General features: G+C 60.5%; 23 protein-coding genes and 1 tRNA gene. 15 read left to right on the forward strand and 9 right to left on the reverse strand.

Features of this window, described 5'->3' with window-relative positions:
* Window positions 1-3 precede the first annotated feature (3 nt).
* The 7 genes from HMPREF2656_RS06435 to HMPREF2656_RS06465 are packed head-to-tail and all read left to right on the forward strand — an operon-like array spanning window position 4 to window position 6,250.
* On the forward strand, window positions 4-873 hold the full coding sequence (locus HMPREF2656_RS06435; RefSeq protein WP_070816164.1) for a ParA family protein: 870 nt from the start codon (window positions 4-6) through the stop codon (window positions 871-873).
* Entirely contained in the window at window positions 873-1,691 is an 819-nt protein-coding gene (locus HMPREF2656_RS06440) for a segregation and condensation protein A (RefSeq protein WP_070423221.1), read from the forward strand. Before HMPREF2656_RS06435 ends, HMPREF2656_RS06440 begins: the two co-directional genes overlap by 1 nt.
* Window positions 1,692-1,727: 36 nt before the next feature.
* Window positions 1,728-2,282: an SMC-Scp complex subunit ScpB gene (scpB, locus tag HMPREF2656_RS06445; protein ID WP_070423220.1), complete on the forward strand. Its 555-nt coding sequence runs from the start codon at window positions 1,728-1,730 to the stop codon at window positions 2,280-2,282.
* Window positions 2,283-2,326: 44 nt separating this feature from the next.
* Entirely contained in the window at window positions 2,327-3,256 is a 930-nt protein-coding gene (locus HMPREF2656_RS06450) for a pseudouridine synthase (protein WP_070816165.1), read from the forward strand.
* Window positions 3,256-3,960: a (d)CMP kinase gene (gene cmk / locus HMPREF2656_RS06455; RefSeq protein ID WP_070484761.1), complete on the forward strand. Its 705-nt coding sequence runs from the start codon at window positions 3,256-3,258 to the stop codon at window positions 3,958-3,960. The genes HMPREF2656_RS06450 and cmk overlap by 1 nt, the downstream gene beginning before the upstream one ends.
* Window positions 3,957-5,555, forward strand: a complete 1,599-nt coding sequence (der, locus tag HMPREF2656_RS06460) for a ribosome biogenesis GTPase Der (RefSeq protein ID WP_070816166.1) — start codon at window positions 3,957-3,959, stop codon at window positions 5,553-5,555. Before cmk ends, der begins: the two co-directional genes overlap by 4 nt.
* Window positions 5,556-5,563: 8 nt before the next feature.
* Window positions 5,564-6,250 (forward strand): CE1 family esterase, encoded by a 687-nt coding sequence (locus tag HMPREF2656_RS06465; RefSeq protein WP_070816167.1) that lies wholly within the window; start codon window positions 5,564-5,566, stop codon window positions 6,248-6,250.
* Window positions 6,251-6,259: 9 nt separating this feature from the next.
* On the opposite strand, the gene HMPREF2656_RS06470 is transcribed toward HMPREF2656_RS06465, so the two are convergent.
* Complete coding sequence (locus tag HMPREF2656_RS06470; protein WP_070816168.1) at window positions 6,260-7,042, reverse strand: class I SAM-dependent methyltransferase; 783 nt, start codon at window positions 7,040-7,042, stop codon at window positions 6,260-6,262.
* A gap of 46 nt (window positions 7,043-7,088) precedes the next feature.
* Between HMPREF2656_RS06470 and HMPREF2656_RS06475 the strand changes: the two genes are divergently transcribed.
* From HMPREF2656_RS06475 to HMPREF2656_RS06485, 3 genes are all read left to right on the forward strand, one after another.
* On the forward strand, window positions 7,089-8,033 hold the full coding sequence (locus HMPREF2656_RS06475; RefSeq protein WP_083284814.1) for a CE1 family esterase: 945 nt from the start codon (window positions 7,089-7,091) through the stop codon (window positions 8,031-8,033).
* A gap of 87 nt (window positions 8,034-8,120) precedes the next feature.
* Window positions 8,121-8,657: a gamma carbonic anhydrase family protein gene (locus HMPREF2656_RS06480; RefSeq protein WP_070816370.1), complete on the forward strand. Its 537-nt coding sequence runs from the start codon at window positions 8,121-8,123 to the stop codon at window positions 8,655-8,657.
* Between the two features lie 46 nt (window positions 8,658-8,703).
* Window positions 8,704-9,594 (forward strand): 3-hydroxyacyl-CoA dehydrogenase, encoded by an 891-nt coding sequence (locus HMPREF2656_RS06485; protein WP_308313705.1) that lies wholly within the window; start codon window positions 8,704-8,706, stop codon window positions 9,592-9,594.
* Between the two features lie 61 nt (window positions 9,595-9,655).
* Here the strand turns inward: HMPREF2656_RS06485 and HMPREF2656_RS06490 are convergent.
* The 3 genes from HMPREF2656_RS06490 to HMPREF2656_RS06500 form a co-directional block, all read right to left on the reverse strand.
* A tRNA-Pro gene (locus HMPREF2656_RS06490) sits at window positions 9,656-9,729 on the reverse strand.
* A gap of 81 nt (window positions 9,730-9,810) precedes the next feature.
* A complete protein-coding gene (locus tag HMPREF2656_RS06495) occupies window positions 9,811-10,152 on the reverse strand; it encodes a YchJ family protein (RefSeq protein WP_070570267.1) in 342 nt (113 codons plus the stop codon).
* 86 nt (window positions 10,153-10,238) lie between these two features.
* Entirely contained in the window at window positions 10,239-11,465 is a 1,227-nt protein-coding gene (locus HMPREF2656_RS06500) for a bifunctional alpha/beta hydrolase/OsmC family protein (protein WP_083319472.1), read from the reverse strand.
* Between the two features lie 116 nt (window positions 11,466-11,581).
* Here HMPREF2656_RS06500 and secA2 point away from each other — a divergent pair, with 116 nt between their 5' ends.
* From secA2 to HMPREF2656_RS06525, 5 genes are all read left to right on the forward strand, one after another.
* A complete protein-coding gene (gene secA2, locus HMPREF2656_RS06505; RefSeq protein ID WP_070816170.1) occupies window positions 11,582-13,873 on the forward strand; it encodes an accessory Sec system translocase SecA2 in 2,292 nt (763 codons plus the stop codon).
* An 83-nt stretch (window positions 13,874-13,956) separates the two neighbouring features.
* Window positions 13,957-14,382, forward strand: coding sequence for an oxoglutarate dehydrogenase inhibitor Odhl (odhI, locus tag HMPREF2656_RS06510; RefSeq protein ID WP_070423210.1), 426 nt, complete (start codon window positions 13,957-13,959; stop codon window positions 14,380-14,382).
* A gap of 52 nt (window positions 14,383-14,434) precedes the next feature.
* On the forward strand, window positions 14,435-15,187 hold the full coding sequence (locus HMPREF2656_RS06515; RefSeq protein ID WP_070423209.1) for a transcriptional regulator FtsR: 753 nt from the start codon (window positions 14,435-14,437) through the stop codon (window positions 15,185-15,187).
* A gap of 5 nt (window positions 15,188-15,192) precedes the next feature.
* Window positions 15,193-15,774, forward strand: coding sequence for a bifunctional nuclease domain-containing protein (locus HMPREF2656_RS06520; protein WP_070816171.1), 582 nt, complete (start codon window positions 15,193-15,195; stop codon window positions 15,772-15,774).
* Window positions 15,775-15,902: 128 nt separating this feature from the next.
* Window positions 15,903-16,478: a MerR family transcriptional regulator gene (locus tag HMPREF2656_RS06525; RefSeq protein WP_070423253.1), complete on the forward strand. Its 576-nt coding sequence runs from the start codon at window positions 15,903-15,905 to the stop codon at window positions 16,476-16,478.
* Between the two features lie 74 nt (window positions 16,479-16,552).
* Here HMPREF2656_RS06525 and HMPREF2656_RS06530 read toward each other — a convergent pair whose 3' ends face one another.
* The 5 genes from HMPREF2656_RS06530 to HMPREF2656_RS12520 all read right to left on the reverse strand — a co-directional run.
* Window positions 16,553-17,935 carry a vWA domain-containing protein gene (locus HMPREF2656_RS06530; protein WP_070816172.1) on the reverse strand — a complete coding sequence of 461 codons (1,383 nt, stop codon included), beginning with the start codon at window positions 17,933-17,935 and terminating at the stop codon, window positions 16,553-16,555.
* A gap of 51 nt (window positions 17,936-17,986) precedes the next feature.
* Complete coding sequence (locus tag HMPREF2656_RS06535; protein WP_070451546.1) at window positions 17,987-18,850, reverse strand: 3-methyladenine DNA glycosylase; 864 nt, start codon at window positions 18,848-18,850, stop codon at window positions 17,987-17,989.
* A gap of 11 nt (window positions 18,851-18,861) precedes the next feature.
* Window positions 18,862-19,914 (reverse strand): hemolysin family protein, encoded by a 1,053-nt coding sequence (locus HMPREF2656_RS06540; RefSeq protein ID WP_070484767.1) that lies wholly within the window; start codon window positions 19,912-19,914, stop codon window positions 18,862-18,864.
* Window positions 19,911-21,284, reverse strand: coding sequence for a hemolysin family protein (locus tag HMPREF2656_RS06545; protein ID WP_070816173.1), 1,374 nt, complete (start codon window positions 21,282-21,284; stop codon window positions 19,911-19,913). The genes HMPREF2656_RS06540 and HMPREF2656_RS06545 overlap by 4 nt, the downstream gene beginning before the upstream one ends.
* Before the next feature lie 17 nt (window positions 21,285-21,301).
* A partial coding sequence (locus HMPREF2656_RS12520; protein ID WP_256381251.1) for a helicase-related protein occupies window positions 21,302-21,773 on the reverse strand: 472 nt, incomplete at its 5' end.

Here is a 21,773-nt window from a genome sequence, read left to right on the forward strand (position 1 = left end):
GCCATGGCGGACGAGGCGCTGTTTGACGCGGCTGACCAGAAGACGTTTTTGACGGGTCGGCCGTGGCGTGAGTTTGCCAAGCCGAAGGAGCTTGAGCGGCACGGTCCCGCAACCATCATCTCGATGGTGAACCAAAAGGGCGGTGTGGGTAAGACCACGTCCACTATCAATCTCGGTGCATGCTTGGCAGAGCAAGGGCGCAAGGTGCTACTGGTAGACCTTGACCCGCAGGGTGCACTCTCCGCAGGACTTGGTGTGTCCTATGAGGAGGATCAGGTCACGGTCTACGACTTGCTATTTGACAACACTGCCAGCATTCACGCGGCGATCAAGCGCTCAAACGTGTCCGGGCTTGATCTGGTACCCGCGAATATTGACCTGTCTGCGGCTGAGATCCAGCTGGTCAACGAAGTCGGCCGCGAGCACACGCTTGCTCGTGCGCTGCGCCCGGTGCGCGGGGAGTACGACTTCATCATCCTGGACTGTGGCCCGTCGCTTGGTTTGCTCACTGTGAATGCGTTGGCGTGCTCGCAGGGCGTGATCATCCCCATGGAGTGTGAGTACTTCTCGCTTCGTGGTCTCGCGCTGCTCACCGATACCGTGGAAAAGGTGCGCGACCGCATCAACTTCGACCTGCACATCGTGGGCATCCTTGTCACTATGTTTGATCGTCGCACGACCCACGCCCGTGAGGTCATGGATCGTGTGGTTGAAGTGTTCGGCGACCGCGTCTTCGACCCCGTGATTACCCGTACCGTGCGTTTCCCGGAGACATCGGTCGCGGGTGAACCGATTATTACGTGGGCTCCCAACTCGCAAGGTGCGGAACAGTACCGCAATCTGGCCCTTGAGGTGTTGGAGCGCACTAGCTAGTGGCCCAGGCACCTGAGCAGTACCCCCAGCCGGAGATCACGGGCTTTACCCTCGCGCTGAATAACTTCGAGGGGCCGTTTGATCTGCTGCTCAGCTTGATTCAGGCGAAGAAACTCGACGTGACCGAGGTTGCGCTCGCCGAGGTGACCGACGAGTTCATTGCGTATACCCGTGCGTTGGGGCAGACGGAGTCGCTTGACGAGGTCACTGAGTTCCTCGTGGTCGCGGCCACCTTGTTGGACATGAAGACTGCGCGGCTGTTGCCACGTGGTGATCATGACCTGGAGGAAGACTACGACCTTCTGGAGGCCCGGGACCTCCTGTTCGCACGTCTTCTGCAGTACCGCGCATATCAGCAGGTTGCTGACCAGTTTGCTACGTGGCAAGCATCTGCTAATCGACGACACCCGCGTGCCGTATCCATGGAGCCCCGGTTCGTGGACCTTTTGCCTCCGGTGGAACTCGGCCATACAGCGGCGAGTTTCGCGGAACTTGCGGCCAGTGTTTTCCGGCCTAAGCCGCCGGAGGAAGTACGCACTGACCACCTGCACGCCGTTGCTGTGTCCGTGCCTGAGCAGGCGGGCAAGATCCTGGATACACTCAAGCTCGCCGGCTCAGGTACCTGGATGACGTTCGCCGCACTGACACGCGATTGCACGAGGTCCATGGAGGTGGTCGGCCGGTTCCTCGCCCTGCTGGAGTTGTACAAGGCCCGCGCGGTGGAAACAGAGCAGCCCGAAGCGCTTGGCCAACTTGATGTGTCATGGACCGGCCTTGAGGTCGATCCGGCGGTCGTTGCGGCATCGAACTGGAACTAGTCACTGAACAAGTACGGGCAGCTAGACTCCTGCGGTATGGAAGACATGCCGATGGTTGCGCAGTTGCGTTCGCGGATTGAGTCGGTGCTGTTGGTCGTCGATACGCCGGTGTCCGTGGAGGACCTCGCGGGTGCGCTCGGAGCAACGACTGCGGAAGTGTCGGATCACCTTCGCGCGTGGTCGCGAGAACTCGACACCCGTGGCAGTGGCATTGATTTGCGTGAGACCGCAGAGGGCTGGCGGCTGTATACCCGGCCCGAAAATGCCGATGCGGTCGAGGCGTTCTTGCTCGACGGCACGCAGAAGAAACTCTCGCGCGCGGCAATGGAGACGCTCGCAGTGGTTGCTTACCGCCAGCCGGTGACGCGCTCGCAGGTTGCCGGAGTGCGCGGGGTCAATGTTGATGGCGTCATGCGCACCCTTGCGCTGCGCGGCTTGATTGCGGAGGTTGATCCGGAGCAAGAATCTGGCGCACACCGCTATGTGACGACGGAGCTGTTCCTCGAACTTCTGGGCATTGACTCGCTTGAGCGCCTTCCTGACCTTGCGCCACTGCTTCCGGACATCGATGCAATCGAAGATGCCTGGTAGGATCGGCCCAAAAACCGCATACGACTGAAAAGGATTGAGGAAATATGACTCCTCCCGCTCGCCGAGACGGCACACCGGACAAGCCCGAGAAGGACGAAACGTTCTACATCTCGTACGCGAAGCCGGCAAAGAAGCAGAATGTCCGTTTGGACAAGCGACGCGCAAATGCCGCGAAGAATGAGCCCCACCCGCTGGATGACAACTGGTGGGACGACAACCCGCAGGATAAGACCCGCAAAACTGAGGGGATCCGTCTGCAGAAGGTGTTGGCGCAGGCAGGTGTGGCGTCTCGTCGTCACGCAGAGGCCATGATCGACCAGGGCCGCATTGAGGTCAACGGCAAGATCGTCAACGTGCAAGGCATGCGTGTTAACCCGAACGTGGACATCATCCGCGTGGACGGGGAGCGCATCAACGTCAACGAGGAGCACGAATACTTCGTGTTTAACAAGCCGCGTGGCGTGCACTCGACGATGAAGGATGAGCTTGACCGCACCTCGGTCGGCTCCTACCTTTCGGAGCGCACCGCCGCGGGTCAGCGTCTGTTCCACGTGGGACGCCTCGACGCCAACACGGAGGGCCTGTTGCTGTTGACCAACGACGGTGAACTGGCGAATCGTCTGATGCACCCGAAGTACGAGGTGTCGAAGACCTACATGGCCACTGTCCTGGGTGAGGCGAACAATGCGCTGGTCAAGCAGCTCAAGGAGGGCATTGAGCTTGACGACGGCCCCGCGAAGGCCGACTACGTTCAGATCGTGGATGTCCACAATGGGCAGTCGATCATCCGAGTGGAGCTCCACGAAGGCCGTAAGCACATTGTGCGCCGCATGCTGAAGGAAGCTGGCTTCCCGGTGCAACGACTGGTTCGCACCAAGTTCCACACGGTCCAGCTCGGCGAGATGAAGCCAGGCATGATGCGTGCGCTCAATTCCTCCGAGCTTGCGTCGCTGTACAAGGCGGTGGGGATGTAATGGCAGACCAGAAGATTTCCAACTTGGCTGACGGCGGGCTGATTCTCGCAGTGGACGGCCCGTCCGGCACCGGTAAATCTACGATGTGTCGCGCGTTAGCGAAGAAGCTCGACGCGAAGTATGTGGATACGGGTGCGATGTACCGCGTTGCCACCCTGGCCGTCTTGCGCGCTGGTGTCGACCCGGTTGATACGGATGCGGTGATCGAAGCGACCGCTGATCTGCCGCTTGAGGTATCCGACGATCCGGATTCCACCGCAGTGTTGTTTGCAGGTGAGGATGTTGCCCGCGAGATCCGAGGACCGGAAGTCACCCAGCACGTTTCTGCGGTCTCTGCGATCCCGCAGGTCCGCGTGAACCTTGTGGAACTGCAGCGCAAGTTGGCCCGCGAGGCCGGCCGCGCGATCGTGGAGGGCCGCGATATCGGCACTGTCGTGTTGCCGGATGCTCCGGCAAAGGTCTACATGACGGCAAGCGCTGAAGTACGTGCGAAGCGTCGCTTCGATCAGGATGTAGCCGCTGGCCGTGACGTGGACTTTGATGCAGTGTTGGCGGATGTGAAGCGGCGCGACGAGGCGGACTCGTCACGCAAGACCAGCCCGCTGCGTCCCGCTGACGACGCCGAGATCGTGGATACGTCTGAAATGACCCCGGATGAGGTGCTCGCTGCGCTGACTGCCGTGGTGGAAAGGAGCGCACGATGAGCGACAAGAGGAACATTGAAGACGGTCTCGAGCCGGAGACTCAATTCATCCAACCCGGCATCGATGCCTCTGGCTACGACGACCTTGAAGCCTATGAGGTCGATGCGGACGACGCTGAGTACTACGACGACCTCGAGGACTTCGATGAGTCGGAGTTCAGCGAGGCCGACTTCGGCGACGATACCGATGCTGGCGACGAGACCGACGACTACACCGACGAAGAATGGGCCGAAATCGAAGCCGAATACGGCATCATCCGCCCGGACGTGGTCAAGGAAGCGTTGCCGACGGTCTCTATCGTGGGCCGCCCGAATGTAGGTAAGTCTTCGCTGGTAAACCGGTTCTTGGGTCGTCGTGAAGCAGTTGTGGAGGACCACCCCGGAGTGACCCGCGACCGTGTGAGCTACATGGCGGAGTGGAACGGACGTCGTTTCTGGGTGCAGGACACCGGTGGCTGGGACCCGGACGCAAAGGGCATCCACGCCTCGATCGCGCGCCAGTCCGAGGCAGCCATGGAGACCTCGGACGTCATCGTCATGGTTGTCGACGCAAAGACCACCGTGACCGAGACAGACATGGTGATGGCCCGCAACCTGCAGCGCGCTGAGGTGCCTGTCATCCTCGTTGCAAACAAGTTTGAGTCCGACAGCCAGTGGGGCGAGGTCGCCGAGTTCTATTCGCTGGGTCTTGGCGATCCGTGGCCGGTCTCTGCGCTGCACGGCCGCGGCGGTGCCGACGTGCTCGATGAGATCCTGCGCAACTTCCCCGAGGTGCCGCGTGCCGCCGCGTCGGTCACTCAGGGCCCGCGACGTGTTGCACTTGTGGGCCGTCCGAACGTGGGCAAGTCCAGCCTGCTGAACAAGCTGACCAAGTCGAATCGCTCTGTCGTGGACAACGTTGCCGGCACCACCGTCGACCCGGTCGACGAGTTGGTGCAGTTGGACGAGGACCTTTGGACGTTCATCGATACCGCCGGCCTGCGGAAGAAAGTTAAGAACGCCCAGGGCCACGAGTACTACGCATCACTGCGCACTCGCGGCACGATCGAGGCCGCTGAAGTGTGTGTGGTGCTCATCGACGCCTCCCAGGAGATCTCCGAGCAGGACCAGCGCGTGATCTCGATGGTGCTCGAAGCCGGTAAGGCCATGGTGATCTGCTTTAACAAGTGGGACCTCATGGACGAGGATCGTCGCTACGAGTTCGACCGCGAATTCGACCTGACCATGGGCCAGTTGAAGTGGGTAACCAAGCTCAACATCTCCGCGGACACCGGTCGTGGTCTGCACCGCCTGGAGCCAGCGATGAAGGAAGCGCTGGAGAACTGGGACAAGCGAATCTCTACCGGCCAGCTCAACAACTGGCTGCGTGAGGCGATTGCCGCGAACCCGCCTCCGATGAAGAACAACCGTCTGCCCAAGCTGCTCTTTGCCACCATGGCGACGACGCGCCCGCCGACAATCATTCTGTTCACCACGGGCTTCCTCGACGGCGGTTACCGCCGATACCTTGAGCGCAAGTTCCGCGAGCAGTTCGGCTACCACGGCACTCCGGTGCGCATCGCGGTGCGTGTGCGTGAGCGTCGCGGAAAGAAGTAGGCAGGACTATGGACTCGACGGTCTATTCCGCGCCCTCAGATCCGAAGGGGCCGTTGCCCCTGATTGTTGCGCTGCACGGTCGTGGCGATAATGGGCGGAACTTCCTCGGCGGTACCGGCCTCGTGCAGGCCAACGCAGTGGTCGTTGCGCCGACGGGTGCCGGTCTGGCGTGGGCTCCTGCGCCGTACGCGCTGAACACGATTGAGCAGGACAAGGCGCGTATCGACGACATCATCGCCCAAACCAGCGAACACTTCGACATCGACCCCGAACGCATTTACGCCGTTGGTTTCTCCAATGGTGGCGGTCTCGCGGTCTACTTGTCGACGCTCAGCGATACCTTCGCGGGTGTTGCCTCTGTGTCTGCGGCTGTGCGCTGCACCGAGGCGCAGATCGAGGCAGCCGAGCCGGTGGACTACCTCAACATCCACGGCACCCACGACGACGTAGTGCCATATAACGGCGAGGTCCGGCCGGGATACGGAAGCCCCGCTGAGGACGGCATTCTCGGCGCTCCCGAAGTGGTTGCCGCGTTTGAGCGTCGCAACAGCGACAAGGCTCGTACCCTGCACCACCGAGTGGAGGGCATGGGCCACGAGTGGCCTACCGGACCGTGGGCTGCGCATCGTGGCATCGACGTGACCGAGGAGATCTTCCACTTCTTCGGGATTGAGAAGCGGACCGACTTGTTTTAGCAGCCCGCTCTATCGCCGGTACACAAACGCGTCCGTGCGGTAGGGCAGCGGGATGATTTGTCCCTCATCGAACCCGAGGCGCTCGTAGAGGTACCACGTCAGATTCGCCTCCATCTTTGCCCGGGTGCGCTCGGAGGCTTTCAACCAGTACGAGCGTGTTGCCATGAGCTCGAAGCAGTGCTCGACCGGGATCTGGTCCACCCACTCGGTGCGGACCTCACGCTCAAGTTTCCACGGGGCATGCACGGTGGGGTAGAACCCTTCGCGTTGCACATCACCCGAGTGCATGATGCGGCTGAGCCGCAGCACCCAAGGGTGATGTACCGCGAGCGTATTCCAACACAAGATGAGCGCTCCGTCTGTGCGGATGACGCGGTCTGCCTCAGCGCTTGCCTCGGCTGGGTCCACCCAATGCCAGGTCTGGGCGCACGCGACGGCATCGACAATGCTGTCCGCGAGTCCGGTGGCTTCAGCAGTCGCCCGCCAGACCGGTACCTCCGGCAGCTGATTATGGAGCACGCGAGTCATGTCGGGGGACGGGTCGCAGGCAAAGACGGTGCGATGGTCGTCGATAAGCAATTGCGTGAGTTTGCCTGTTCCCGCGCCAACATCACACACTGCCTTGGCGCCGTTGAACAGCTCGACAACCTCAGGTGGATAGGACGGGCGCGCGTCGTGGTAGCGATCTGCATCACGCACAAAGGCGCTCGCCGCGGTGTGCTGGTGAGCGCGGTCACGAAACGTCGGTTGGGACTTTTTGCTCGGACCGGGCTGTGTTCCGCTTGTTGGCATGATGCACTAATCTACCTGTCGTGTTTTATCCGGAGCAGCAGACGTAATGGGCAAAGCTTTAACCGTCACCACGACGGTGTTTTCCTTTGTCATGCTCGCTCTTACTGGCTGCTCTCATGGCGATACGGAACTCACGGAACCCGGGGTGACCACGAGGGCGCTGCCCGCTGTCGATGACGTGCGCGAGGTCGAACCGTGGGGGCCAGCCGGGATTGACCATCGGAGCATCACCGCAGGTGGGCTAAAGCGAAACTACATCGTCTCCATGCCCGCGGGTGCTCGTCAGCGCGACCGTCTGCCGGTGATCTTTGTGTTCCACGGCTACAAGGAAGACGCTGAAAAGATCCGGAAGAACTCAGGGCTCGATGCGGCCGACGCCATCGTGGCGTACCTCGACGGCAAGGATTCCGCCTGGGCTCCTGCGCCGTATGCCTCAACTTCGGGGCAGCAAGATCTCGCATTCGTCGATGCCGTCCTCGCCGAGCTCGAAGGCGAATTCTCCATCGACCGCTCCCGGGTCTTCGCGGCAGGATTCTCTAACGGCGGGGGCTTCGCTGCGTTTGTAGGATGCCAGCGCCCGCAGGCGTTCACCGGAATCGCTACGGTTGCGGGAGCCTACTACCAACGTGTTTCCGCAGGCTGTTCCCAGATCCCGATGATGCACGTCGACTTCCACGGCACCGCAGACAAGGTCATCGCCTACAACGGCGGGCAACGCCATGCCACGGCATACGACTCGGTGGAGGAAATGCTCAACGAGTCCGCGTCGCGCAACCACTGCGACGCCCGCCACGAAGACATTGAGGTAGCCCCTGGCGTTATCCGCGAGGCGTGGACAGGTTGCGACGCCGAACTTGCCCACTACCGCATCGAAAATGGCCCTCACGTGTGGCCAGGCGGCGCCGGCGACTCATCTGGGACGGTGCCGAAAGGCTTCGCCACCGACGCCATGCTGAAGTTCTTCCGGCTCGGCCGGGCGACGCAGCAGTAGCGCACTGCTTGACGACGACCACCCGAACAGGCGCGGTTACGCACGTTTCAGCGCCACGCGTTGGGCAATTCCGGCACACTGGAACGCATGTTTTATAGCTTCGAGGGCAAAACCCCCAAGATTCATCCATCGGCGTACATCTCTGATGAGGCGACGATTATCGGCGATGTTGAGATAGGCGAGGACGCCAACATCTGGCCCGGCGTGGTCATCCGTGGCGATGTGGGCGCAATCCGTATCGGTGCACGTGTGAACGTGCAAGACGGCTCAGTCCTGCACGTGGATACGGATGGGGAGACAGTGCTCGAAGAGGACGTGACGATTGGCCACCTTGCGATGATCCACGGTTGCCATATCGAGCCAGGCTGCCTGATCGGGATGAATGCGACGGTGCTGTCGCGGTCGTGCATCGGCAAGGGCAGCATCATCGCCGGCGGGGCAGTGGTACTGGAGGGGCAGCAGTTGCCGGAGTTCTCTCTTGCAGCAGGTGTGCCGGCAAAGGTCAAGCGCGCACTCGAGTCGGACACCTTTGAGGCGCGGTTGAGGCACGCGGCGTATTACGTGGAGCTGGGCCGGCGGGCAGCGACAGGTCTCATGGCGGTGGACCGGGCGTCGCTTGCGTAAAACTTCACACTAGAACTGCTGTGAAAGTCACATAAACAGGAGTAACGTGACGGGCATGACATTCAATAACGTAACAGTACTTGGTGCAGGTGTCCTGGGCGCGCAGATCGCTTTTTGCTCTGCGTTCGCGGGCAAGAAGGTAGTGTCCTACGACATTAACGAGGAGGCCCTCGCGGCCGGCAAACAGCGTTTCGACGCCATCGGTGAGCAAATGAAGGCGGAGCTCGAGTCCGCTAACGACGAAACCATCGCGGCGGCGCACGAAAACCTCTCCCAGACCTCGGATCTTAAGGAAGCGCTAGCGAACGCGGACCTGGTCATCGAGGCGATCCCGGAGAACCTCGAGCTCAAGCGCAAGGTGTGGGCCGAAGTGGGGCAGTACGCCCCGGCGACCACCGTCTTTGCCACCAACACGTCGACGCTCATGCCGAGCAAGTTCGCGGACGCGACGGGTGCGCCGGAGCGCTTCTTGGCACTGCACTTTGCCAACCACATCTGGATTCAGAACACCGCCGAGATCATGCCTCACGAGGGCACTGACCCGAAGTATGTGGACCAACTCGTGGAGTTTGCGGAGCAGATCAACATGGTACCGGTCCCGCTCAAGCGCGAGCAGCCCGGCTACGTGCTGAACACCCTGCTGGTGCCGCTGCTCAGTGCCGGCATGTACCTGCTGCACCACGACATCGCTGACCCCGTCGACATCGACCGCGACTGGTGTAACTCCACCGGCTCCCCGCGCGGGCCGATTGAGATCATGGACCTCGTCGGCGTGCGCACCTTGGTCGCCGTGATCGAGTCCAACGAGAACGCCCCGCAGTGGCAGAAGGATTTCGTTGAGACGACACTGAAGCCGATGGTCGCAGAAGGTAGGACCGGCCTGGAAGCTGGGCAGGGCTTCTACACCTACGACGCGAACGGCAAGATCGTGTCTTAACCTACAGTCGCAAATACCCCTGGGGCCTAGCGTTTATCGCCGCAGCCCCAGGGGTGTTTTGTCGGACTGACAGGATTTGAACCTGCGACCCCCACACCCCCAGTGTGGTGCGCTACCAAACTGCGCCACAGCCCGATCCGTTACCGTTTGCATTGCTGCAATTGTGGCAACTTGTCGCATATTACAGCACTGTCATGCTGCCCCAAAACTGCCAGGTCAGTTGACGGTGCCGTCGACGTAAACCCAGGCGCCGTCGCGCCGTTCGAAAGTGGAGCGCTCCCGAAGGGAACCGCCGGGGTAGTGGGCTTCAAAGACCACGACACCATCGGTGTCGAAGGGGCCGCCACCTTTGGTTTCCAGGACGATCAGGCGGGTAAACGGCTCGCCTTCAGGATTCACGTCAAGGCCGGCGGGCAACTTTTCCGGTGCCCAGGTGCGGGCGATGTAGTCACCGTCGCCGATGACGAACGCGGTGTAGCGCGACCGCATGAGGGTCTCAGCGGTGGGGGCTTTCGCAGTACCGGAGATGTATCGGCCACAGCAGGCTTCATATGGCATGCCAAGCCCGCATCGGCAAAGCCCTCGTACTTCGGACCACAGGCCTTCGGTGTCAGCAGCGCCCCCAGAGCCTTGAACGTCAGCCATTACTTGCCCAACCGTTCTGCGCGGTGCAGTTGGTTCTGGCGACGGCGACGCTCAAGCGAGGCGGTCTCCGCAGTTGTTTCGATCTCGCTCTTGGCCACGTAGCCGTCCACGGTGGATGAGGCACCGGCGGCGCGCAAGGTTTCCACCTGGTCGTCGGTCAGGTCGCCGTAGAGGGTGATCAGGCGGGTGAAGGTGCCGTCGCCGTTGTGGTTGACTTCCACGCGGACGTCGTCAAGCGACATGCCCTTGGCTGCCTCGCGCACTGCCTGGGAGCAGGACACGGCGAGCGCGGACATGTACAGGCCTGTGGAGGTGACACCCTGGCCCTTGCCTCCGGTGTTCTTCGAGCGGTCCGTGGTGATGGCGCGGTTAGAGGTGCGCACCACGTCGCCGTACTTCGTGCCGCGGGCAGAGTAGGACACCGCGTTGTCGTCGGTGGTCTTCGCTGGCACAAACAGTGGCTGGAGGTATTGCACGGCCCAGGACCCGATGATGTCTGCAGCGCGTTGTGCAGTGCCTTCGCGGGTGAGTAGGTGGTCTGCCTTGTCCAGCGTCATAAGTGACTTGGGGTAGCGTGCCTTGGTGAAAATATTCTGCGCGTTGTCGATACCGACGGTGACGTCGATAGGCGAGTGCACGATGAGCAACGGCTTGCGCAACTTCGGCAGATATTCCTCTGGGTTGGTCTCTGCGAGGTCCTCGAGGAATTCGCGCGAGATGATCAGTTCGCGCCCGCCAAGGGTGACAGGGACGGAGCCGTGCATGTCGGCGTCGCCGATGGAATGTGCGTAGTGCAGCACCGAGTGGGCGGGGTCGAACGGCGCGCCCACAGTGGCCACCGCCTTGAGCATCTTCTTCAGCTCAGGGCGGGTTGCTGCCTTCAATGCAGCCGCGCCGCCGAGGGAGTGGCCCATGAGCAGTTGCGGGGCCTTGTAGTTTTCCTCCAGCCATTGCGCTGCGGCGACGATGTCGTCGACATTCTCCGAAAACGAGGTGTCTTTGAACTCGCCTTCAGATTGGCCGAGGCCTGGAAAGTCGAACCGAAGCGTGGCAATGCCGTGCTCAGTCAGGCGTTTGGAAATGCGCGACGCACCTGGCGTGTGGCGGGAACCAGCGAAGCAGTGGGCGAAGATCGCGTATGCCTGCGCCGGTCCGTCTGGTCGGTCGATGGTGCCGGCCATCATGTGCCCCTTCGATGAGGGGACTTTCACGTTCATAGACAGCATGGTTTGGCTTCCCTCCTTAATTTTGACCATCAGCGTAATCGTGTCACCATCAATTTCGCACGTTGGCGCACCCCTTCAGCGGAACGTTGCGTCAAACCGCATTATCCTTAAGCCTTATGGGCAAATTCGACTGGTTCTGGAAAGCCATGGGCTCCACGGCGGAGCGCAACAACAAGAAGTCCAAGGCTGTCGTCGCTGACGCACATGGGCTCATTGAGGAGCTTTCGCTTCTCGACGACACCGCGCTCGCCGAAACCGTCCGCGCCGCCGTCACAGATGGGGAGGTCAAGGACAAGTCTCGTTTCCTCGCCGGGTTGTCCGTTGCGTCGCAACGCACGCTCGGCATGACCCCGTTTAACGTGCAGAACCAGGCGGTGCTTCGCCTGCTGGAGGGCGACGTGATCCAGATGGCTACCGGCGAGGGCAAGACCCTGGTCGGTGCGATGGCTGCCACGGGTTTCGCACTGCAGGGCAAGCGCGTCCACCTGATTACCGTGAACAACTACCTTGCGGCCCGTGACGCGGAGTGGATGCGTCCGTTGGTGGAGTTTTTCGGGTTGTCGGTGGCTGCGGTGACGGAGTCGTCGACACGCGAGGAGCGCATCGCTGCCTACCGCTGCGACGTCATTTACGCCCCAGTGACCGAGATCGGCTTCGACCACCTGCGCGACAACCAGATCACTTCCCGCGACCAGACGGTGCAGGCGCCGGCGGATGTTGCACTCGTCGACGAGGCGGACAGTGTGCTTGTCGACGAAGCCCTGGTTCCACTCGTCCTCGCCGGCTCCGAAGGCGCCCAACAGGCCACCGGGCAGATCACTGAGGCCGTCTCGCACCTGGTGGAGGACAAGGACTACACCATCGATTCGGATGGGCGCAACGCGTTTCTTACCGACGAAGGTGCACAGAAAATCGAGCAGTTGCTGGGCATCGACTCGCTGTATTCCGACGAGAACATCGGCACCACACTGGTCCGCGTGAACTTGGCGCTCCACGCTAAGGCGCTGCTGATCCGCGATGTCCACTACATCGTCGAAGACGGCAAGGTCGCACTTGTCGACGCCTCACGTGGCCGCGTCGCTGAGCTCCAGCGCTGGCCAGATGGTTTGCAGGCTGCGGTCGAGGCGAAGGAAGGCCTCGACGTGTCCGAGGGCGGGCGCATCCTAGACTCGATCACCCTGCAGGCGCTCATGCGCCGCTACCCGCTCGTGTGCGGCATGACCGGCACCGCCGTCGAGGCGACCGACCAGCTGCGCAGTTTCTACGGCCTGCACGTCTCCGTTATCGACCGAGCCAACGAGCTCAAGCGTTTCGACGAGGCAGACCGGATCTACGCCACCATGGCAGATAAGAACGCGGCGATTGTCGACGAGATTGAGCACATCCACCACACTGGCCAGCCGGTGCTCGTGGGTACGCATGATGTGGCCGAATCTGAAGCGCTCGCGGAAGCACTCGAGGCGCGTGGCATCGACGTCAACGTGCTCAACGCGAAAAACGATGCAGAAGAGGCACGCATCATCGCAGAAGCCGGCGACATCGGACGTGTCACCGTCTCGACCCAGATGGCCGGTCGCGGCACCGACATCCGTCTCGGCGGTGCGAACGAAAACGATCATGCCGAAGTTGCCGCCCTCGGCGGACTCGCCGTGATTGGCACGGCACGTCACCGCACCGCGCGTTTGGACAACCAGCTTCGCGGCCGTGCAGGGCGCCAGGGCGATCCAGGCTTGAGCTTGTTCTTCGTCTCCCTTGACGACGACATCATCACCACCGGAGGGGCCGACGAATCCTTCTCCGCGCAGCCTGAACCGGATGGGCGCCTCACCGGCAATCGAGCCCAGCAGTTCGTTGAGCACTGCCAGCGCGTCACCGAAGGCCAACTGTTGGAGATCCACTCCCAGACGTGGAAGTACAACAAGCTTCTCGCAGACCACCGCGACATTCTCGACGAGCGTCGCGCCACCATTTTGGATACTGACACAGCGTGGCGAGAACTCTCTGAGCGCTCCCCGCAGCGCGCCGCCGAACTGTCGCACCTACCGCAGCCGGCTCTCGACCAAGCAGCGCGCGAAATCATGCTGTTCCATCTCGACGCAGAGTGGTCCGAACACCTCGCGCTGATGGACGATGTCCGTGAATCTATTCACCTTCGCGCTATCGCACGCGAGACCCCGATCGATGAGTACCACCGTATTGCTGTGCGCGAGTTCAAAGACCTCGCCAACCGTGCGGTTGACCAAGCAGTAGAAACCTTTAACACCGTGGATATCGATGAATCCGGGGCGCATCTTGCTGATGCAGGATGGAAGCGTCCAAGCGCCACATGGACCTACATGGTTTCGGATAATCCGCTTGCCGGGTCAGGCGATTCGGTCATTAGTGGCATCGGCAATATTTTCCGTTAAGTCACTAAACACCACCCAATCCCGACTTGGGCGGTACTATTGCAGAAGTTCTCAATCTCGACTCGATAGTCAAGGAGTTAGTCATGAGCGACAACACGCCGCAGAACCAGGTCGAAACCACCTCGGTATTCCGAGCAGACCTGCTCAAGGAGATGGAATCTGGTGCCGCGGCATCTGTGGATTCCGCAGCAGGAACTGAAAACCTCCCCGAAGGTGCGGCGCTGCTCGTCGTCAAGCGTGGCCCGAACGCTGGTGCACGCTTCCTGCTCGACCAGGAGTCGACCACGGCAGGCCGCCACCCAGAGGCGGATATCTTCCTCGATGACGTGACCGTGTCTCGTCGTCACGCCGAGTTCCGAGCCAACGAGGATGGCTACGAGGTTGTCGACGTCGGATCGCTCAACGGCACCTACGTCAACCGCGAGCCGCGAAACACGCAGCAGCTGACCAATGGCGATGAAATCCAGATTGGCAAGTTCCGACTCGTATTCATCACCGCGGAAGCCTAAGCTTTCCGTTCATCCTTAGCCCGACGTCCCACGAGAAGAAGAGCACGATCACGTGAGCGCAATCCGCAAAACCGCACCGCAGCAGACGGCCGCGAAGCAAGCCAAGCCCAACAAACCGGCAAAGACCATGTCGATTGGTGTTGTGCTTGAGCGTTTGCGGACTGAGTTTCCGGACGTGACCGTCTCCAAGATCCGTTTCCTCGAATCCGAGGGACTGATCACACCGCAGCGCACGGCGTCGGGCTACCGCCGTTTTACTGATCAGGACGTGGAGCGCCTGCGCTACATTCTGGTCACCCAACGTGACAACTACCTCCCGCTGAAGGTGATCCGCGAACAGCTCGAGGCCATGGATTCCGGCCAGGTCACCGCGATCCTGACTGCAAACGATGCTGAGCCGATGATCTCTCCAGAGAACTTCCGGGCCCCGGCACCGACGCGCCTGACCGACGTGGATGTTGCGGAACAGGCTCAGGCTTCGCAGTCCACGGTTGAGGAATACATCAAGGTAGGCCTCATCACCCCAGACGCGGCAGGCCTGTTCAATGTCGACGATGTTCGAACTGTCACTACCGCAATGTCCCTGGCTGAGTTCGGCTTGGACTCGCGTCATCTGAAGACGCTGCGTACTGCTGCCGCTCGTCAGGCTGACATGATCGGTCAGGTCACCGAACCGGTTGCAAAATCGGGCAAGGTCAATGCACAGCAGCAAGCAGAAGAGATTGGCCAGCAGATGTCCGCGCTGGTGGTCTCGCTGCACGCTTCGCTGGTGAAGAACGAACTACGCAAGCAGTCCGGCAACTAGTCGTTATGGAAGCAGTCGAGCTGGTCGGGGTGTACTCCGTCGGTCCCGAGCAATACCTTTGCGCATTGCTGCAGCGATCCTCTAACGGCCGCTGCATTCCTGTCTGGGTACCAACGCATGAGGGTGGGGAATTGGCTGCCCGGCTTTCAGGGTGGTCGCCAATCCGCCCCCGCACCATAGATGCCGTCGTGGATCTGATTCGCAACTCCGGAAAAACAGTAGAAACCATTGAGCTGTCTTCGTACTTAGAGGGCATGTTTATGGCAACCGTGTCGTTTGCTGACGGCTCTGAACTGGACCTGCGGGCGAGTGACGCGCTTCTGCTTGCGCTTGAATTGGACCACGAACTCAGCGTTGATGACCTCGTAGCAAGCCAGGCATCGATCTACCTTTCGCCGGAAGACGCGCAGCGTTTTCTTGGTGCTGAACTCAAGGTCATTGATCCGCAGGAATCTGTTTCAGCAAGCGGCGACGCCCAGGCTGACGCTGATTTTGAAGAACTCATGCGCAATCTTGGTGTGGATGACCTCGACACCGGTGATACTCCTGATACTGATGGGGACGATGGGGCAGACGAGGCGAAATAAAGTCTCAGTGTAAAGTTGAGGTTGAGAGTTCGGCGTGTTGCGCGTGAAACTCTTGACCCAGGTCCTATGCTTGGCATTTAATAGTCAGCAGGCCCTCATATAACTTTCATGGGAGTAATTACGTGAGTATCAACGATCTCAACCAGGTAGGCGAGCAGGAGACCACCTCGGCTGCGGTGCAGGAATCGCTTTTCGACGTCGGTCCGTCCGACGAAGTCGGCTACCGCGTACCGATCGCATGCCAGGTTGCAGGCATCACCTACCGTCAGCTGGATTACTGGGCACGCACTGGGCTGGTTCGCCCGTCGATCCGTGGCGCAAAGGGTTCTGGTTCCCAGCGTCTGTACTCCTTCAAGGACATCTTGGTACTCAAGATCGTCAAGGGTCTTTTGGACACCGGCATTTCCCTGCAGAACATTCGCCTCGCGGTGGACAAGCTGCGTGACCGCGGTGTCTCCGACATTGCGGAAATCACCCTGGTCTCCGACGGTGTAACCGTCTACGAGTGCCGCTCCAACGAAGAGATCATCGACCTCCTTGGCGGTGGCCAAGGCGTGTTCGGCATCGCGGTGCCGCAGATTATGAAGGAACTCACCGGCACCATCTCCGCGTTCCCGTCCGAGCGTGTCGAAGAAGAGATCGACGCTCCTAACGTCATTGGTTTCGACGAGCTGGCTGATCGCCGTCGTCGCAAGACTTCCTAAACAGGCCACACAACAAAGGCCCGGGCTGGGTACTCCCTCCAGCCCGGGCCTTTATTGCTTGCCGATGTTAGTCGTCAGAACCCTGCGGCCTGCTTCACCGCATCCGCGATGTTCTCTGCAGTCTTAGCGTCGACCTGTTTTTGGGCAATCTGCTCCAATGCCGCATCCGGATCGCCGTCTCCGACACGTACCACGGTAAGGTCCAGGTTGTTGCCCGCTGCCTGCCGGAAGCCGTCAATAAATGCTGCGTCATCTCCGGCATCAGCGGTGCCGGTGGTAACGAGCACAATTCGCATTGGCGCATTTGCGTTGCCGTATGCAGCAGCCGCAGCCTGGAGCGCTTCGCGGGTCTGGGGGGTTCCGCCGACGAGGAAGCGACGCACCGCCACGTTGACCGACTCCGCATCAGGGGAGACGGAGATGTTTTGGCGGAATCCATTCACCACACCAGGGGTCAGCGGTGAGGAGTAGTTCCACAGACCTACTTCCTTCCCTGCACCGCCAAGTTCAAGCGCGGTGTTGCCAATCGCATCCTTGGCTGGCTCGATAAACGGCGCCATTGCCTCAGAGGTGTCAAGTAGGAACAACGTGTTGACCGGCTCGAGAACATTCGCTGCCTCCGCCTGATCGCCGAGCTTCTCTCCACCAGAAGGCAGGGCAGCAGCCCAGACCAGATCCGAAATCACCGGCTGATCTTTCTCGGAGCCATCGAACTTCTCGGCTGCGGCACGTGCGAAGTCCTGGCCAGCGCGCGCTTGATCCTCGTTTACTGCGTCGTTCTGGTTCAATGGGATCGCCGCGTAAACAATGTCTGCGCCGACTGAGGTAAATGAAAGACCTTCCGGAACACTGTCCTCCGCAGTCGCCACAAGCTTGCCGTCTGCTCCTGCGAAGTCCGCCAGCTTACCCAGACGCTGATCGGTGAGGGCCTTCACAGCATCATTGTCGTTGCCGGCGACCTTTGCCGCCACCAACACGGAAGCCTCAGGCTCTTCCTCAACAGGGAACAGCACAGACTCGGTCTTCACGTCCTCCAACTTCACCTGTTCGGTGCCAGCGACACCTACAGGTTCACTATGGACAGCTTGGGGGTCAGCAACCGCTGCAGTGCGCTCAGCCGACTTCAACGCAGTATGCGTAATCGAGGTATTCGGAGCGATATAGACTGCTGCTTCCTTGATCGAGTCAACATACTGCGGCTTGATGCAGTAGTCCCGGACAACGGGGTTGGCGGCTGCGTAGTCGTCGATAAGTGCACGGCCTACTTTCTCATCGGAAGCGGCGACCGGCAGAACCAGTTCTCCGGATACGCAATCAGGAGCTGCAGCGCTCGAGTCGGCGCCGTCGCGCTGCCACAAAACCACTGCAAGCACTGCAGCTACAGCGAGAGCGACAAGCAGGGCGATAAGCCAACCCGCTAGCCTGAAATTGTTTTTACCGCTTGCGTGCCTAGCCATTGTGGTCGTAGCCCCTTCAACGTCGAACGATTGAGAAAACCTGCTCCGAGCTTAGCTGTCCAACGCAGCTTCTACGGTCGCAACAAGCCTGGCGCGCAGTGGAGCAGCGGCTTGAGACAATGCGCGTTGACGCGCAACGTATTCCGCTTTACCTTCGGCAGTTTCTACCGCGACAACATCAAAGCCCAACTCTCGACAGTCGTATGGCGACGCTTCCATATCCAAGCGCCGAGCCCGTGCCGCAAGCTCAAAGCAATCCAGGAAAAGCTCGCCAGGTACCAGCGGTCCTAACTTCAACGCCCACTTGTACAGATCCATGCTGACATGTACACAGCCAGCCTGGTCGTGATCAGGCTGAGACTCGCGAGTAAGAACAGTCAGATTCAGCGGACGCGCTGCAGGGGTGAAGAAACGAAACGCGTCATAATGTGAGCACTTGATGTGGTGAGACTCAACCACGTCGTTGGTGCCCTCTGCTCCAAGGCGAAGTGGCAAATCGTGACGTGGGTGGTCGGTCTTATACACCATCGCCCACTCGTGCATGCCGAAGCAATCAAAGTGAGCAGGACGCGTATCGACGGCACGCAGCAGCCGGCCAACCATCTCCACATCATTGCGTCGATGCTGGAGGAAAAGGCCTAGATTCAAGGACACGGTTCCGTCAGGTGCTGTGACGTAGTCGCGCCAAGACGCTTGCGGTGTATCCGCAGCCTGCGCGAGAGCGACCCCAACCCCTGGATGCCAGCGCTTCAAATGCGATGGGCGAACGGGGTAGTACTCAAAGAGGAAGTCCCATACTGGGTGGTACTCGCCATGCGCACGCCGAGCCGCACGGGCGTCCGCCCAAGGAGCCGCACGCTGCTCGTGCTCGTGTATGCGTGCGAGATATTCCTCAGGTTGCAGGGTTGTGGTCATACGCACGCTAACTATTCGTTTTCGTGTGTCCAGTCCGACACCGTACCCACGTATTCCTCGATGAGGTCTTCGAGGGCGACGATCCCGACGAGGCGGCCGTTCTCATGCACTGCCGCCATGTGCGCTGAACGTCGGTGCAGCAAAGTAAGAGCGTCGTCCATTGACTCGTGGCCGTCGACTGTGATGAGCGGTCGAATGCGTGAAAGCGGCACGCGTGGATCCTTCTCATCTGTCTCCATCAAGTCCAGAATGTCCTTCACATGCAGGTAGCCCGCCAGGGATCCAGTGCTGATCAGTACCGGGAAGCGTGAAAAACCGGTGTCTTGCACTGCCTGCTCGATGATCGAAAGACGGATGCCGCGCGGGTCGTAGGGGATCGTCTTTACCTCTACAAGCGGGATGAGCACCTCGTTGAGGCTGCGGGAATCCTGACGCAACGCCTTTGCCAAACGGACAGTTTCCTCGGCATCCAGGAGCCCCTCTTTGCGAGACTCCTGAATCATTGTGGCTAACTGCTCCTGGTCGACAGTGGAATCCAACTCGTCGCGCTGTTGGATACCGAACGCAGCTAATGTCTTACGAGCCACCCAGTTAAGTGCTTCCAGCACGGGGCGGGTTAGCTTCATCCAAACCGTCATCGGTCTGGTCAGCCACATTGCGGATTGCTCAGGCCCCGCGATGGCAATATTCTTCGGCACCATCTCGCCGAACAAAATGTGCAGGAAAGAAATGAATGCAAGCGCAATAACGAACGAAATTGGATGCAGAATATCTGCCGGTACACCCAGCGCGAGGAACGGCTCCTCCAGATATTTTGCAATCGCCGGCTCGGCAACCTTGCCCAATATCAGCGAGGCCACAGTAATGCCGAACTGCGCACCAGCCAAGTAGATGGAAAGGTGCTCGGTTGCGTACATCACGTCCTGGGCTTTGGTTTTGCCTTGGGCCTGGAGTGACTCGAGACGGTCGCGGCGCGAGGATACGAGAGCGAACTCGGCTCCAACAAAGAATGCGTTAGCAGCGAGGAGGGCGACAATCAGGACAACAGCGAGCCAGATACTCATCGGTCGGCCTCCTCAGGGGTAATCGGGCGCAGCATCGCTTTATCCACACGGCGGCCGTCGATTGCGGTGACCTGGGCAAGCCATGATCCGGCGCCTGCCGATTGGAACTCCTCCTGCAGCGAACCGAACGTTTCGCGCAGGACGACCTCGTCGCCAACCTTCGGGATGCGACCGAGTGTTGCCATGATCAGACCGCCCAACGTCTCGTAGGGGCCGTCGGGTGCTGTGTAGGCGAGGCGCTCTTCGAGCTCGTCGAGACGCACGAGCCCGGAGACCTCCCATGAGGTGCCGTAACGGACAAAGTCCTTTTCGCTTTCGCGGTCATCGTATTCGTCGTACACCTCGCCAAGAATCTCCTCAACGAGGTCTTCGATGGTAACCAGGCCCATGGTGCCGCCGTATTCATCGGCAACAAGTACGACCTGCGAACCAGCAGAGCGCACCCGGTTCAGCACGGAATCGCCGTCCAGCGTGCCCGGGACGATTGGGACACGCCGGGCAAGCGTGGCAAGTTGTGTGGTCGCACGCTCGTCGGGTGGCACGGAGAATGCGTCCTTGATGTGGACGACTCCGAGGGTGTCGTCGAGATCGCCACGCCGCACTGGGAAACGCGAACGCCCAGTTTCGCGAGCAAGTGCGATCAGGTCGACAACAGTATCCTCCGCGTCGAGGGAGTCGATGGTGGAACGGGGCGTCATCACCTCTTCAGCTGTGGTCTCGCCGAAGCGCAGTGATCGGTCGATCACTGCAGCGGTCTCAGCATCCAAACCACCAGCCTCTGCCGACGAACGCACCATGGCGCCAAGCTCCTGAGAAGAGCGGGCCGAGGCAAGCTCGTCGGCAGGCTCGATACCCATCTTGCGCACAATCCAGTTAGCGGAGGTATTGAGAAGGTTGATAAACGGCTTCATCGCCGTGTTAAACCAGTGCACCGGTGGCACGACCACGCGAGCTGTCGCCAGCGGGTCCGTAATAGCCATGTTTTTCGGTACAAGCTCGCCGAAAACCATCGACAAAAACGTTGCGATGACAAGGGCCAAAATAAGTGCGACAGTGGTTGAGGCCGACGCACTAAGTCCGACGGCCTCCAACGCAGGGGTGAAGAACTTACCGAGTACAGGCTCGGCAAGGAAACCTGCCGCCAGCGTCGTCACCGTAATGCCGAGCTGGGCGCCTGAGAGGACGAACGAAAGATTCGCGTGATCACGCGCGATAGCGCGGGCTGTAGCATCCCCGCGTTGTTTAACGTGGGCATCGATTGTGGAGCGCTCGAGCCCCGTCATGGCGAACTCGATTGCGACGAACAACCCGGTAGAGGCTGTCAGCAATACGAACGCCAGAAGAGAAAGTATGGATATGAATATGTCCATGTGTGTTGATCTGCGCCTTAGCGGCCGTTACTCCTTCGTTTGTTCTCTCCACGACGACCCTGCGAGTTGCCGCGTTGCCCACGTGTAGAACGGGAACGTCCAGCGCGGCTCGATCGTTGCGACGACCGACGCCCAGCGCGGGAACCTTGCCCGCCACCACCACAAGGAGCCTGCTTCGGAGCCCCCGGCGGAGGCAGTGGCTTTCCATCTGCGACACGTGCTCCTGTAATCGTAACCAACGACTCCGACATCGGAGCCACTCTGACCTCCGGAGCCTTCACGCCTGCCTTGCGCATCAGTTGCGCGACTTCCTTAGCTTGCTCGTCCATGACGAGCGTGACCACTGTGCCGGACGTGCCAGCACGGGCGGTGCGCCCTGCGCGGTGCAAATACGCCTTGTGCTCGGCTGGCGGATCGACGTGGACGACAAGCGAGACGTCGTCGACATCGATACCGCGTGCAGCAATATCAGTAGCGACGAGCACCGGG

The organism is Corynebacterium sp. HMSC034B08 (assembly GCF_001835805.1).
Classification (GTDB): Bacteria; Actinomycetota; Actinomycetes; order Mycobacteriales; family Mycobacteriaceae; genus Corynebacterium; species Corynebacterium coyleae.

Bases quoted from the DNA above. Each gene is read 5' to 3' on its own strand.
- HMPREF2656_RS06435 (WP_070816164.1), top strand. From the start codon at position 4: ATGGCGGACGAGGCGCTGTTTGACGCGGCTGACCAGAAGACGTTTTTG.
- scpB (WP_070423220.1), top strand. From the start codon at position 1,728: ATGGAAGACATGCCGATGGTTGCGCAGTTGCGTTCGCGGATTGAGTCG.
- HMPREF2656_RS06450 (WP_070816165.1), top strand. From the start codon at position 2,327: ATGACTCCTCCCGCTCGCCGAGACGGCACACCGGACAAGCCCGAGAAG.
- cmk (WP_070484761.1), top strand. From the start codon at position 3,256: ATGGCAGACCAGAAGATTTCCAACTTGGCTGACGGCGGGCTGATTCTC.
- der (WP_070816166.1), top strand. From the start codon at position 3,957: ATGAGCGACAAGAGGAACATTGAAGACGGTCTCGAGCCGGAGACTCAA.
- HMPREF2656_RS06465 (WP_070816167.1), top strand. From the start codon at position 5,564: ATGGACTCGACGGTCTATTCCGCGCCCTCAGATCCGAAGGGGCCGTTG.
- HMPREF2656_RS06470 (WP_070816168.1), bottom strand. From the start codon at position 7,042: ATGCCAACAAGCGGAACACAGCCCGGTCCGAGCAAAAAGTCCCAACCG.
- HMPREF2656_RS06475 (WP_083284814.1), top strand. From the start codon at position 7,089: ATGGGCAAAGCTTTAACCGTCACCACGACGGTGTTTTCCTTTGTCATG.
- HMPREF2656_RS06480 (WP_070816370.1), top strand. From the start codon at position 8,121: ATGTTTTATAGCTTCGAGGGCAAAACCCCCAAGATTCATCCATCGGCG.
- HMPREF2656_RS06495 (WP_070570267.1), bottom strand. From the start codon at position 10,152: ATGCCATATGAAGCCTGCTGTGGCCGATACATCTCCGGTACTGCGAAA.
- HMPREF2656_RS06500 (WP_083319472.1), bottom strand. From the start codon at position 11,465: ATGCTGTCTATGAACGTGAAAGTCCCCTCATCGAAGGGGCACATGATG.
- secA2 (WP_070816170.1), top strand. From the start codon at position 11,582: ATGGGCAAATTCGACTGGTTCTGGAAAGCCATGGGCTCCACGGCGGAG.
- odhI (WP_070423210.1), top strand. From the start codon at position 13,957: ATGAGCGACAACACGCCGCAGAACCAGGTCGAAACCACCTCGGTATTC.
- HMPREF2656_RS06520 (WP_070816171.1), top strand. From the start codon at position 15,193: ATGGAAGCAGTCGAGCTGGTCGGGGTGTACTCCGTCGGTCCCGAGCAA.
- HMPREF2656_RS06530 (WP_070816172.1), bottom strand. From the start codon at position 17,935: ATGGCTAGGCACGCAAGCGGTAAAAACAATTTCAGGCTAGCGGGTTGG.
- HMPREF2656_RS06535 (WP_070451546.1), bottom strand. From the start codon at position 18,850: ATGACCACAACCCTGCAACCTGAGGAATATCTCGCACGCATACACGAG.
- HMPREF2656_RS06540 (WP_070484767.1), bottom strand. From the start codon at position 19,914: ATGAGTATCTGGCTCGCTGTTGTCCTGATTGTCGCCCTCCTCGCTGCT.
- HMPREF2656_RS06545 (WP_070816173.1), bottom strand. From the start codon at position 21,284: ATGGACATATTCATATCCATACTTTCTCTTCTGGCGTTCGTATTGCTG.